The following is a 12,611-nucleotide window of genomic DNA, read 5'->3' as shown; positions in this document are numbered from 1 at the left end:
GGTAGGGGGCTGCTTCAGCGCTTGAGCAGCGGCGAGTCGAGTTGCTGGAAGCAGTGCACGATGCGTGCCCGGGAAACCTCCGGGAAGGCCTGCTGCGTCAGCTCCACCAGCACCGCCGATTTGGCGCGGCCTGACCCGAGCTGGCGCTGCATGTAGGCGAGCACCTCTTCGTCGCTGATCCTGCTGCCGTCTCCCGCGAGCCTGATCCGTCCGGTAATCATGTGCTTGTCCGACAGTCATCCTGGCACTGTCCGCCTAAGCCCGTCTGCATGGCTGGTCGATTTCGACACTTCTTCGACACCAGCGAACGCCGGAAACGAAAAAGCCCTGTAAAAACAGGGCTTTAACTTGCTGAATTTGGAGCGGGCGAAGGGAATCGAACCCTCGTCATGAGCTTGGGAAGCTCAGGTAATGCCATTATACGACGCCCGCGGCGGGTGCCTTTATACCGGAACTCGGCGGGGAAATGAAGGGCGAACCGGTGCCGGTGGTGCATCCGGTTCGCCGCTGGGCCTGCTCATACGGCGATGGCCTGCAGTTCCTGCGGTTCGCCGCGGCTCGGCAGTTGCAGGCGCTTGCTCGGGGCGTTGAAGAAGTCCAGCAGCACGCGCTGGGTCTGCAGCCAGGCGGCCTTGTGTTCCATGTCGAGGAAGTGGCCGGCGTCGTCGATCACGGCGAACTGGGCGTTGTCGAGGTGCTGGGCGAACAGGCAGGCATCCTCCACCGAGGTGTATTCGTCGCGGTCGCCGTTGACGAACAACAGCGGGATGTCGATGGCCTGCAGGCAGTCCTTGCGGCAGTGCGCTTCCAGGCTGAGCACCTGTTTGATGTGGGCGTACATCTGCCGGTACTCGTGCTCGTCGAGGGTGCTGACGTGCTTGTGGTTGAAGCGCTTGAACAGCGACGGCAGGTGCTTGCCGATGGTGCTGTTGACCAGCAGGGCGATGTTGTCGCGATCCACCGCGTTGAGAAAGCGCAGGCCCTTGTGCAGGTAGTCGAGCATCGGCACGTTGAGGATCGGCGAGAAGGAGCAGATCGCCGCCTTCTCCAGGCTGGCCGGGCGCTGGGCCAGGGCGAGCATGGAGGCGACGCCGCCCCAGGAAAAGGACATCAGGTAGTTGGCGCCGTAATGGTCGATCAGCTCGAGCAGGATCGCGGCCTCGTCTTCCTTGCTGATGGGCGTGAAGTCGCTGTTGAACGGCTTGGACTGGCCGGCGTACGGCAAATCGAAGGCCACCACGTTGAACTGCGGTTGCAGGTACTTGATGGTCTGCGCGAACGAGGCGGTGGTGGCCAGGGAGCCGTTGACCAGGATGATGGTCTTGCTCGCGGCCGGGTTGCCGTAGAACTCCGTGTGGACCTTGTGCTTCCTGTTGATCTCGACGACTGCGGTCTGTGGCCTCATGTCGTTTCCTCCTGGCGCAGGTTTGACGTGGCGAGCGGTGGGCCGTTCGCGAGCTTTTGGGCAGTCAGATAAACGCCTGGACATGACAACCTAATGTCAGGCTGGAGGATTTTATAATTCTTTGATTTTCAATCAGTTAGGATCGAAACAGAGCGACTGCCCAAGCCTTTTAAAGGCCGGGAGCGAGGGCGGTGTTACCAGGCAGGAATCCAGTTCGCGCAGGGCGCAAGCAACCGATGGAACGCTTAGATGTCCGCTGTGACTCGTTGGTCACGTCGAGACTTATGGTTCGATTTAAGCAGCGCCCTTGCAGCCATGCAAGAGCGAGTCACAGCTTTATCGCATATTGCTGCTGCCGTTGGTCGGTTAGCTTGCGAACGATTGCCGGCGTTGCCAGCGTTTCTCAAACGCTGGCGATTTCCGCGGCGGTCAGTGGGCGGTACTGGCCGGGCGCCAACTGCGGGTCGAGGTGGATCTCGCCCATGCTTTCGCGGTGCAGGGCGACGACCCGATTGCGGAAGTGGCCGAACATGCGCTTGACCTGGTGGTAGCGGCCCTCGAACAGGGTCAGGCGAGCGCTGTGGCTGTCGAGCAGTTCGAGCCGGGCGGGCAGGGTGGTGAGGTCTTCATAGGCGAAGTACAGGCCGCGGGCGAAGACTTCGGCGTACTCGGCGGTGATCGGTTGCTCGGTGCCGACCAGATAGACCTTGGGCTTGCGTTGCTGCGGCTGGGTGATGCGCCGCGACCAGCGGCCGTCGTTGGTGATCAGCAGCAGGCCGCTGGTATTCAGATCCAGGCGGCCGGCCAGGTGCAGGTCGTGCTTGTCCGGCTCATCGAGTAGGTCGAGCACGGTGCGGTGTGCGTCGTGCGCGGTGGCGCTGACCACGCCGACCGGCTTGTGCAGCATCCAGTACTGGGCGCTGCGGCCGGCCTGGAGCAGTTCGTCGTCCAGCTCGACGCGCTGGAAGTCGCGCACCTCGACGCGCGGGTCGTGAACCACCGCGCCGTCCACGCGCAGGCGCCCGGCGCTGATCAGCAGGCGGCTGTCCTGGCGACTGAAGCGCGGGAAGTTGCTGAGGAAGCGATCCAGGCGCATGGCTCAGTCCTGCTCGCCGCGTTCACTGGCATCGCGCACACCGGCGCAGGCCGGGCACAGGCAGGCCTGGTCGCGCTGCTCGGGCGTCAGCCGCTCGAGCGCGGCGGGGTCGATGCGGGCGGCGAAGCACCAGCAGGCCTGGATATCCGCTGCGCCCTCGGCCAGGGCGCAAGCGTTGCCCTGGCCGCACAGCGGGCAGCGCTGAGCGGGGTTCACGGCGTGTCGTCCCGGGTTGCCTCGCAGACGCGATTGCGTCCGCCCTGCTTGGCCCGGTACAGCGCGCGGTCGGCGCGCGCCAGCAGGCTGTGCAGGGTCTCGCCGGGGTGCCACTGGCTGAGGCCGAGGCTGACGCTGATCTGCAGGCTGTCCCCGGCGACCGCATAGCGCTGCTGCGCGCAGTGCTGGCGCAGCTTCTCGGCCAGCTCGAAGGCTGCGTGGCGGTCGGTGTTCTTCAGCAGCAGGATGAATTCCTCGCCGCCCCAGCGGCAGAGGATGTCGGCCTGGCGCAGCGTGCCGCGCAGCTGGCTGGCGAAGCCGCGCAGCACCTCGTCGCCGGCCAGGTGGCCGTGGCTGTCGTTGAGCGCCTTGAAGTGGTCCAGGTCGAGCAGCACGGCGCACAGCGGGCTGCTGTCGCGCTGGGCTTCCTGCAGCGCCTGCGCGGCGAGGATATCGAAGCCGCGGCGGTTGGGCAGTTCGGTGAGGCTGTCGGTGGTGGCCAGGGCAGCGATGCGCCGCTGGTAGCGACGGATCGCCAGGCTGACCAGCACCAGCACGATGGCGGTGACCAGCAGGCACACCAGCAGGTTGAGGTAGAGCCCCTGGCGGATGCTGGCCAGGGCGCTGTCGTGCTTGTCGACGAACAGGTACCACTCCAGTTCGGGGATGTAGCGCACGTTGAGGAAGTGCTCGCGGCCGTGCTCCTGGTACTCGAACTGGCCGCTCTGCGGCGTCGGCAGCTTGTCCATCAGGCCGTCGAGGCCGTCGATCTCGCCCAGCGACTGGCCGACCCGCGCGCCCATGGGGCCGCCCTGGGCGCCGGTGAGGCTGAGCTTGCCCTGGGTATCGACGAAGTAGACGCTGCGCTCGTAGCGCTGCTGGTAGGTGTCGATCAGCTTGACCACCGCATCCACGGTGAGGCCGACGCCGGTGGCGCCGATGAAGTTGCCGGCGTAGTCGAACACCTTGTAGTTGATGAAGAAGGTCAGGCGGTCGGCGTTGGCCATGTCGACGTCGACGTTGATCTCGTAGGGTTCCTGCATCTCGCGCACGCGGTAGTACCAGACGTCGCGCGGCTCGTCCGCGCGCACCTGCTTGAGCACGCCCTTGGCCTGGTAGTAGGTCAGGCTCTTGTCGGAGACGAAGAAGCTGGTGAAGGCGCCGTAGTGTTCCTGCACCTCGCGCAGGTAGCGAGTCATCTGCTGCGCGTCCTGCTCGCCGGCCAGCACCCAGTCGCGCAGGAAGGTGTCGCGGGCCATCATTGAGGAGATCAGGATGGGCCGCACCAGGTCCTTCTGGATTTCCGAGTAGACGGTGTCGGAGGTCAGCGGCAGCTCGGTGTTGACGATGCTGTCGCGGATCGACTCGCGCGAGGCGTGGTAGCTCAGCAACGAGGTGGTGAGAAAGCCGCTGCCGAGCAAGAACAGCAACAGCAGAACCAGCGAGACTTGGGTGTTGCGGGTTGGGGGCAGCGGCATGAAGGCGTCCGGTGGCGCGGCATTGATGGCGCCATGCTAGCCCGGCCTGGCGGCGCAGCGCCAGTTGGCGCGGGCCGGGGGCGGGGTATCGATGCTGGCTATGTCTGTAGGAGCGGATTTATCCGCGACATTCGCGACCTGATCGCGAATGAATTCGCGCCTGCAGCAGGGGCTTGGCACGCTGTCGGTCGCGGCTAAAGCCCCTCCCACCAGGACCCTGCTGGGCGCCGTGGGAGGGGCTGCAGCCGCGAGTTTTTCACGCTTCTTCCAGCACCACCACGCGCTGCCCGGCGCGCACCGGCGAGCCGGGCTGCACGCGCACCTCGCGCACCGTACCGGCCACCGGGGCGGTGAGGGGGATTTCCATCTTCATCGACTCGAGGATCACCAGCACGTCGCCGGCCTCGACCCGTGCGCCTTGCTCCACCTGCACCTGCCAGAGGTTGCCGGCGATATGGCTGTCGATGCCGTGCTGGCCAGCGCCGAGCGGGGCGTCGTCGCCGAGTTCGGCGGCCACTTCCTCGACCTCGAAGTGCGCCTGGCCGCTGTCGATCCAACGCTGGCGCTCGGCATCGAAGGCCGCGCGCTGCTGGCCGCGGAAGGCGGCGATGCCCTCGGCCTCGCGGTCGAGGAAGGCCTGGTAGTCGGCCAGGTGCAGCCCGCTGTGTTCGATGCGCAGCTCGTAGCGGCCCAGGGGGAAATCGCGGCGGATGCGCAGCAGTTCTTCGGCACTGACCGGGTAGAAGCGGATCTGGTCGAAGAAGCGCAGCAGCCAGGGCTTGCCGTCGAAGGCTGCGACCGCGCGGTAGCGGTTCCACATCTGCAGGGTGCGGCCGACGAACTGGTAGCCACCGGGGCCTTCCATGCCGTACACGCACATATAGGCGCCGCCGATGCCCACCGAGTTCTCCGCCGTCCAGGTGCGCGCCGGGTTGTACTTGGTGGTCACCAGGCGATGGCGCGGGTCGAGCGGGGTGGCCACCGGCGCGCCGAGGTAGACGTCGCCCAGGCCCATCACCAGATAGCTGGCCTCAAAGACCGTTCTATACACCTCGTCGAGGTTGGGCAGGTCGTTGATCCGGCGGATAAATTCCAGGTTGCTCGGGCACCAGGGCGCATCCTTGCGCACGGTGGTCATGTACTTGTCGATGGCCAGCTGGCAAGCCGGGTCGTCCCAGGACAGCGGCAAGTGGACGATACGCGACGGCACCTTGAGGTCCTGGGCGTTGCACACCGCGTCCCATTCGCCGGCGATGGTATCGAGCAGCGTCTGCAGCGGCAGGGTTTCCGGCTGGTAGTGGATTTGCAGCGAGCGGATGCCGGGGGTGAGGTCGATCACGCCGTCGAGGTTCAGTGCCTCCAGCGCCTGCATCAGCGCGTGGCCACGAAAGCGCAGCACCAGGTCCAGCTCCGGCGCACCGATTTCCAGCAGCAGGTGGGTATCGCCGGACAGGCGCGCGACCAGGCGGGTGTCGCCTTCGCCGATGTCGAGGACGACAGGGCTTTGTAGCCCGGATGCAATCCGGGGGCTGTTCGCCGCGGCGTCCCCGGATTGCATCCGGGCTACGAGATCGCGGACTTCTTCATTGCGCGCCGTGGCCAGCTCCCGCGCGGTGGCGATATCCACCGGCACGAAGCGCAGCTTGTCGCCGGCCTTGAGCTGGCCGAGCTGCCACAGGTCGGCCTCGATGATGGTCACCGGGCAGACGAAGCCGCCCAGGCTCGGGCCGTCCGGGCCGAGGATCACCGGCATATCGCCGGTAAAATCCACCGCGCCGATGGCATAGGGGTTGTCGTGGATGTTGGAGGGGTGCAGGCCGGCTTCGCCGCCGCTGTCGCGTACCCACTCGGGCTTGGGGCCGATCAGGCGCACGCCGGTGCGGCTGGAGTTGAAGTGCACTTCCCAGGCGGTGGCGAAGAAGGTCTCGATATAGGCCGGGGTGAAGTATTCCGGGGCGCCGTGCGGGCCGTAGATCACGCGGATCTCGCGCACGGCCGGCAGTTCGCCGCACAGCGCGGCAGGCAGTTGTGCGCCGCTGCTGGTATCGGCGAGCGGCAGCAGGTGCAGCACATCGCCGGCACGCAGGGCGCGACCGCCATGGCCGCCGAACTGGCCGAGGGTAAAGGTGCTTTTGCTGCCCAGATACTCGGGCAGCTGCAAGCCGCCGCGCAGGGTGAGATAAGCGCGCGCGCCTGAGCCGGCGATGGTGCCGAGGCTGAGGGTGCTGCCGGCCTTGACCGGCAGGGCGGTACTAAGCGGCTGAGCCACGCCGTCCAGGGTCACGGGGATTTCCGCGCCGGTCACCGCCACCACCGCGTCGGTGTTAAAGCGCAGGGTTGGGCCGCTCATGGTGATTTCCAGGCCGGCAGCGCCTTCCTCATTGCCCAGCAGGCGATTGCCCAGGCGCAGCGCGCGGTCGTCCATCGGCCCGGACGGCGGTACGCCCACGGCCCAGTAGCCGAGGCGGCCGGGGAAGTCCTGTACCGTGGTCTGGGTGCCGGCGCTGAGTACCTCGAAGGTGCTGGCCCGGTAGACCAGGTTCTCCAGGCAGCGGGTCCAGGGTTTGCCGCTGGCGAAGGGTGCATCGCTGAGGATCTGGCGCAGGTAGTCGCGGTTGCATTCCACGCCGTACAGCACGGAGTCGGCCAGGGCTTTGTCCAGCGCGGCGCTGGCCTGTTCGCGGGTTGGCTGCCAGGCGATCAGCTTGGCGATCATCGGGTCGAAGTAGGGCGGAATCTCGCAGCCGGCTTCGACCCAGGTGTCGATGCGCAGGGCTTTGCCATCGGCTTCGGGGAAGGCCACGGCGGTGAGCAGGCCGGGGCTGGGCTGAAAATCCCGGCCCGGGTCTTCGGCGTACAGCCGCGCCTGGATGGCGTGGCCGGACGGTTTGAGCGTCCTGGCCAGTTCGCTGAGCGGCGGCAGGTCGCCGGCCGCCAGTTCGATCATCCAGCGCACCAGGTCGACGCCCCACACCTGTTCGGTGACGCCGTGCTCGACCTGCAGGCGGGTGTTCACTTCGAGGAAGTAGAAACGCTCAGCCTCGCCGTCGTAGACGAATTCCACGGTACCGGCACTGCGGTAATTGACCGCCTTGGCCAGCTTGATCGCCGCGGCGCAGAGTTCCTCGGCCATGCCGTCCGGCAGGTTCGGCGCCGGGGTTTCCTCCAGCACCTTCTGGTTGCGCCGCTGCACCGAGCAGTCGCGCACGCCCAGGGCGAGTACCTCGCCTTTACCGTCGCCGAATACCTGTACCTCCAGGTGGCGGGCGCGCTGGATGTATTTTTCGATAAATACGCCGCTGTCGCTGAAGTTGTTCTGCCCCAGGCGCTTGACCGCCTCGAAGGCTTCGCTCAGTTCCGCGGCCGAGCGGCAGACGCGCATGCCGATGCCGCCGCCGCCGGCGGTGCTTTTCAGCATCAGCGGATAGCCGACCTGTTCACCGGCGGCCAGCGCCGCATCGAGATTTTCCAGCAGCTCGGTGCCTTCGAGCATCGGCACGCCCTGCTGCTTGGCCAGCGCCCTGGCCGTGTGCTTGAGGCCGAATACGCGCAGTTGCTCCGGGGTCGGGCCGACGAAGGCGATGCCGACGGCCTCGCAGGCTTCGGCAAACGCCGCGTTCTCGGAGAGGAAGCCGTAGCCGGGGTGAATGGCCTGGGCGCCGCTGGTATTGGCGGCGGCAAGAATCTTGTCGACCAGCAGGTAGGTCTGTGCGGCCGGGCCGTCGCCGAGGGAGAAGGCCTCGTCGGCCTGCTGGATATGCAGGCTGGCGGCGTCGGCTTCGGAGTACACGGCCACGCCGCCGACGTTCAGCTCACGCAGGGTGCGCAGGATGCGGCAGGCGATGGCGCCGCGGTTGGCGATCAGCAGTTTGTCGAACATCTTCATTGACCCTCGAAGGGCATGGCGGGCCGTCCCGCCGTCATTCGTCATGTGCCACGGTCGTCCGTGGTCGCAATTGCGTAGCCCGGTTGGGTGTATTTCCCAGCTTTCACGCGGGCTATTGGCTCGTGTGGGAGGGGCTTTAGCCGCGAGCTTTGCTTGCCTGTCGCGGCTAAAGCCCCTCCCACGGGGAAACGGTCAATCCCAAACCAAGACCTCGGCGGGCGTCGGGTTCCAGCCGTTGCAGGGGTTGTTCAACTGCGGGCAGTTGGAGATCAGCACGATGACGTCGGTCTCGGCGCGCAGCTCGACATACTTGCCGGGCGCGGAGAGGCCGTCCTCGAAGGTCAGGCCGCCCTCGGGCGTTACGGGAACGTTCATAAAGAAGTTGATATTGGCGCCGAGGTCGCGCTTGGAGAGGCGACCGTCGTGCAGGCTGGCGCGCAGGAAGTTGTCGCGGCAGCTGTGCATATGGCGCTTGTCGAGGGCGTACCTGACCGTATTGCTCTCCTGCGCGCAGGCGCCGCCGAGGGTGTCGTGGCGGCCGCAGGTGTCGGCGACTATGGTCAGCAGCGGCTTGCCGAGGTTGGAATAGAGCACCGTGCCGGTGGTCAGGTAGACCTTGTTCTGCTTGCGCAGGGTGCGCTGCGGGTCGAAGCGCTCGCGCGGGTTACGCGCGGCGAAGAACAGGGTGTCGACCGCCTGGTTGCCCTCCAGGTCGAGCAGGCGCAGGGTCTGCCCGGCCTTGACCTCGAACAGATAGGGTTCGCCCGCCGGGATGGTGTGGCGGAATACGGCGGTTTCGGGATGCAGGTTACTGGATGTCAGGTCGCTGGCAGTAAGGCTCATCGGAGTGTCCTCAATCGCAGTTACTGGGCTCCCGCCTTCGCGGGAGTGACGAGTTCGGCGTCCCGCGCAGGCGGGACGGTGCTTGCGCCGAACGCCCTTCAGGGCGGGCCGAAGGGCGAGCGCAGCGAGTCACCCATTCAAAGGTACTGGCGTTCGGTGTTGTGAAAGCCGCGGCCGTTCTCCGGGCGCGAGGTGCGGCAGAGCAGGGTGATGCCGTCGCTACAGGCCTTGCTCCAGGTGAGCTGCACCGGCTTGGGCGCGTACTGCGGGTTGGGGTCCATGGGGTGTTGCAGGGCGGTGAGCACCACCAGGCAGTCCATCGGCGCGTACAGCTCGATATGGTCGCCGGCCTTGGAGTTGTTCGGCCGGAACTGGAAGGCACCATCGGCGTCGACCTCCACGCGGCTGAACAGGTTGAGGTTCATCAACAGGTCCGCAAGGCCCAGGTCCCACTTGCCCATTTCCACCAGCAGGTTGTCCATGCCGTTGCGGAAGAAGCCGTTGCGCAGTTCCTGGTAGCGGCCCTGGCCATATTTCTCCAGCACCTCCTCGGCATTCAGTACGCCGCCGAAGCTGTCGTGCCAGCCGCAGGTATCCGCGGTGATGGCGGCGAGCACCTTGCCCATGTCCGAGTACAGGCAGTGGCCGGCCGTGAGCTTGGCGGTGTGCTGGCACTTGAGGGTGTCGGGCAGGTTCAACCGCTCGCTTTTCTCGGCGGCAGAGAACAGCAGCAGGCTGACGTTGGCGCCGCCTTCGAGATCGGTGATGCGCAGCAACTGGCCGCGTTTGAGGACGAAGGAAGTGTGGCCGCCGCCGGGGACGGTCTCCTCGTACAGGGTCGGGCGCAGGGCGAGAGAGGCGGTCATGCTCGGGCTCCTTGAACGCCGGCCAACTGGGCCGGCAGCAGCTCGGCCGCGGCGCGCTGGCTGCGGCGGCTTTCGTTGAGGGGAATGTCGTAGGTCACCCGCGCGCCGTAGGCGCCGGGGGCATGCGGGTCGTGGCGCGGCTTGTCGAACACCAGGATGCGCGTGCCGAGGCTGAAGCCCTCGCTCAGGTCGTGGGTGACCATGAAGACGGTGAGCTTGGTTTCGTGCCACAGCTCGAGCAGCAGCGCGTGCATGTCCTTGCGGATGCCGGGGTCGAGGGCGCCGAAGGGCTCGTCGAGCAGCAGCACGCGCGGCTGCATGATCAGCGCCTGGGCGATGGCCAGGCGCTGCTGCATGCCGCCGGACAGCGCGCTGGGGTATTTGTCCAGGGCGTGGCCGAGGCCGACCTTGTGCAGAATCTCGGCGGCGCGTTCGCGCGCCTGGCGCTTGGCGGCGCCGAACAGGCGGCCGAGCAGCTTCGACTGCGGCAGCTCCAGGCCGAGGGCGACGTTGTCCAGCACGCTTAGATGCGGGAACACCGAGTAGCGCTGGAACACCACGCCACGGCTGGCATCCGGCTCGGCGGCCAAGGGTTCGCCGGCCAGCAGGAGCTGCCCGCGGCTGGGGCGTTCCTGGCCGAGCAGCAGGCGCAGGAAGGTCGACTTGCCGCAGCCGGAGGCACCCACCAGGGTGCAGAACTCGCCTTCGTCGATCGACAGGTTGAGGCGTTCGAGCACGACCTGATCGCCATATTCCTGCCAGACGTTGTTCACCTCGATGAAGGCGCTGCTTTTTGTCGAGCTCATGGCTTGGCCCCCTCGTACCAGGGGAAGCACAGCCGGGTCAGCCGGCGCAGACCCAGGTCCATCAGCCAGGCCAGCAGGGTGATCCAGGCCACGTAGGGCAGGATCACGTCCATGGCCATATAGCGGCGCACGAGGAAGATGCGGTAGCCCAGGCCGTCGGTCGACGCGATGGCCTCGGCGGCGATCAGGAACAGCCAGGCCGAGCCGAGCATCAGGCGCAGCGAGATCAGCAGGCGCGGCAGCAGTTGCGGCAGCACCAGGCGCAGGATCAGCGTCCAGGTGCTGGCGCCGAGGGTCTGCGCCTTGATCAGCAGCTCGCGCGGGATCTCCCGGGCGCGCTGCTCGATATCGCGGGCGATGCAGGGGGTGATGCCGATCACGATCAGCATCACCTTGGACAATTCCCCCAGGCCGAAGACGATAAACAGGATCGGCAGTATCGCCAGCGGCGGGATCATCGACAGCACGGTCAAGAGCGGCGACAGCGGCGCGCCGAACAGCGGCAGGCTGCCGGCGGCGATGCCCAGGGCCAGGCCGGCCAGCGCGGCGACGCCCAGGCCGATGCCGAGGCGCTGCAGGCTGGCGGCGCTGTCGACCCAGAACAGGTACTGGCCCGTGCGCTTGTCCTCGCTGAAGGCCAGACGGTCGAGGGCGGCGGCCATCTGGCTGGCGCTGGGCAGCAGCTTGTCGTTGGGGTTGTCCGCCAGCCGCGCGGTCGAGCTGCTGAAGTAGAGAAACAGCAGCAGGGCGAAGGGCAGCAGGATCAGCAGCAGGCGACTGCCGCGATCCGGGTGTCGGTTGATCAGGCGCATGGGTTATCTCTGCGTAGGGTGCGCCGTGCGCACCAACGGTACTCGCGGGGTTGGCTGGTGCGCGCGGCGCACCCTACGGGCTCAGAGCTTGCCGTCGGCGGCCAGCTGCATATAGCTGGGGTCGAAGCGCAGCTTGAGGTTGCTCGTATCGCCGGTGGTGATGCCCTTGGCGAAGCTCATGCCGATGGCATCGCTGCTCTGCGCGCCCTCGCCGAGCAGGCCGTGGGCGAAGGAGAACTCGGCCACCTTGGTCATGGTCGCCGGCAGCTTGGGGCTGGTGGCGAAGGCCAGGGCGTCGGCCGCCGAATAGAACATCCTGGTCGCCGCCAGCTGCGCCTCGTAGCCGGACAGGTCGGTGCCGGAGGCCTTGGCCATATGCTCGCGGGCGGCCTTGCCGGCGTCGCTGTCGGCGCTCATGGTCGCCATGATTTCGTACCAGGCGCCGGTCAGCGCCTTGCCCAGGGCCGGGTTGTCCGCGAGGGTCTGGCTATTGATCACCATCAGGTCGATGATCTCGCCGGGAATCTGGCTGGAGTCGAACACCTTGCTCACCTGCGGCGTGGCCTCGATCTCGGCCAGCAGCGGGTTCCAGGTGGCCACGGCCTGCACGCCGGGCGTGGCGAAGGCGGCGACCAGGTCGGCGTCGGAGGTGTTGACCACCTTGAGGTCGCGCTCGCTCAGCTGGGCGCGTTCCAGGCCGCGCGCCAGCAGGTAGTGGGAGACCGACAGCTCCACCAGATTGACGTCCAGGCCCTTGAGGTCGGCCAGGGTCTTGCCTTCGCCCTTGAGCACGATACCGTCGTTGCCGTTGGAGAAGTCGCCGATGATCAGCGCGGTGCTGTCGACGCCGCCGGCCGCGGGAATGGTCAGGGCGTCCATGTTGGTCATGGTGCAGCCGTCGAACTGGCCGGCGCTGTACTGGTTGATCGACTCGACGTAGTCGTTGATCTGCACCACGTCGATGCTGATGTCGTACTTTTTCGCCCACTTGTCGACGATGCCCTGCGCGGCGCCGTATTCCCAGGGCATCCAGCCGGCGTAGATGGTCCAGCAGACGCTGAAGTCGCTTTTCGGCGCGGCCTGGGCCGAGAAGCTGAGCGCGGCGCCAAGGCCGGCGGCGGCGAGAACGGAGAACAGACGGGGTTTACGCATGGGGAACCTCCAGTTCGAGTAAGGGGCGGGCAGGAGTGCGCGGCGGTTTCC

11 protein-coding genes and 1 tRNA gene are annotated in these 12,611 nt (G+C 66.7%); all 12 read right to left on the bottom strand.

Annotated features, from left to right (window positions below):
* Nucleotides 1–14: 14 nt before the first annotated feature.
* Nucleotides 15–221, bottom strand: a complete 207-nt coding sequence (locus tag ACIGKL_RS04850) for a hypothetical protein (RefSeq protein WP_397485571.1) — start codon at nucleotides 219–221, stop codon at nucleotides 15–17.
* Between the two features lie 137 nt (nucleotides 222–358).
* Nucleotides 359–432 (bottom strand) — tRNA-Gly (locus ACIGKL_RS04845).
* Between the two features lie 85 nt (nucleotides 433–517).
* Entirely contained in the window at nucleotides 518–1,405 is an 888-nt protein-coding gene (locus tag ACIGKL_RS04840; RefSeq protein ID WP_397485570.1) for an alpha/beta fold hydrolase, read from the bottom strand.
* A gap of 403 nt (nucleotides 1,406–1,808) precedes the next feature.
* A complete protein-coding gene (locus ACIGKL_RS04835; protein ID WP_397485569.1) occupies nucleotides 1,809–2,501 on the bottom strand; it encodes a pseudouridine synthase in 693 nt (230 codons plus the stop codon).
* 3 nt (nucleotides 2,502–2,504) lie between these two features.
* Nucleotides 2,505–2,717 (bottom strand): cysteine-rich CWC family protein, encoded by a 213-nt coding sequence (locus ACIGKL_RS04830; RefSeq protein ID WP_397485568.1) that lies wholly within the window; start codon nucleotides 2,715–2,717, stop codon nucleotides 2,505–2,507.
* On the bottom strand, nucleotides 2,714–4,195 hold the full coding sequence (locus tag ACIGKL_RS04825) for a diguanylate cyclase (protein ID WP_397485567.1): 1,482 nt from the start codon (nucleotides 4,193–4,195) through the stop codon (nucleotides 2,714–2,716). The genes ACIGKL_RS04830 and ACIGKL_RS04825 overlap by 4 nt, the downstream gene beginning before the upstream one ends.
* A gap of 256 nt (nucleotides 4,196–4,451) precedes the next feature.
* Nucleotides 4,452–8,075: an urea carboxylase gene (gene uca / locus ACIGKL_RS04820; RefSeq protein WP_397485566.1), complete on the bottom strand. Its 3,624-nt coding sequence runs from the start codon at nucleotides 8,073–8,075 to the stop codon at nucleotides 4,452–4,454.
* 198 nt (nucleotides 8,076–8,273) lie between these two features.
* Nucleotides 8,274–8,924 (bottom strand): urea amidolyase associated protein UAAP2, encoded by a 651-nt coding sequence (locus ACIGKL_RS04815; protein ID WP_397485565.1) that lies wholly within the window; start codon nucleotides 8,922–8,924, stop codon nucleotides 8,274–8,276.
* Between the two features lie 137 nt (nucleotides 8,925–9,061).
* The gene (locus ACIGKL_RS04810; protein ID WP_397485564.1) at nucleotides 9,062–9,790 is read right to left on the bottom strand and encodes an urea amidolyase associated protein UAAP1; all 729 of its coding nucleotides are present in this window, start codon (nucleotides 9,788–9,790) and stop codon (nucleotides 9,062–9,064) included.
* Entirely contained in the window at nucleotides 9,787–10,596 is an 810-nt protein-coding gene (locus tag ACIGKL_RS04805) for an ABC transporter ATP-binding protein (protein ID WP_397485563.1), read from the bottom strand. The genes ACIGKL_RS04810 and ACIGKL_RS04805 overlap by 4 nt, the downstream gene beginning before the upstream one ends.
* On the bottom strand, nucleotides 10,593–11,408 hold the full coding sequence (locus tag ACIGKL_RS04800) for an ABC transporter permease (RefSeq protein WP_397485562.1): 816 nt from the start codon (nucleotides 11,406–11,408) through the stop codon (nucleotides 10,593–10,595). Before ACIGKL_RS04800 ends, ACIGKL_RS04805 begins: the two co-directional genes overlap by 4 nt.
* 81 nt (nucleotides 11,409–11,489) lie before the next feature.
* Nucleotides 11,490–12,560, bottom strand: a complete 1,071-nt coding sequence (locus ACIGKL_RS04795; RefSeq protein ID WP_397485561.1) for a putative urea ABC transporter substrate-binding protein — start codon at nucleotides 12,558–12,560, stop codon at nucleotides 11,490–11,492.
* Nucleotides 12,561–12,611 lie beyond the last annotated feature (51 nt).

Origin of the sequence: Pseudomonas sp. NPDC077186, assembly GCF_044543505.1 — a bacterium.
In the GTDB taxonomy this organism is placed as follows: Bacteria; Pseudomonadota; Gammaproteobacteria; order Pseudomonadales; family Pseudomonadaceae; genus Aquipseudomonas.
The sequence above is the reverse complement of the archived record's forward strand: the minus strand, read 5'-3'. Positions and strand labels throughout refer to the sequence as shown.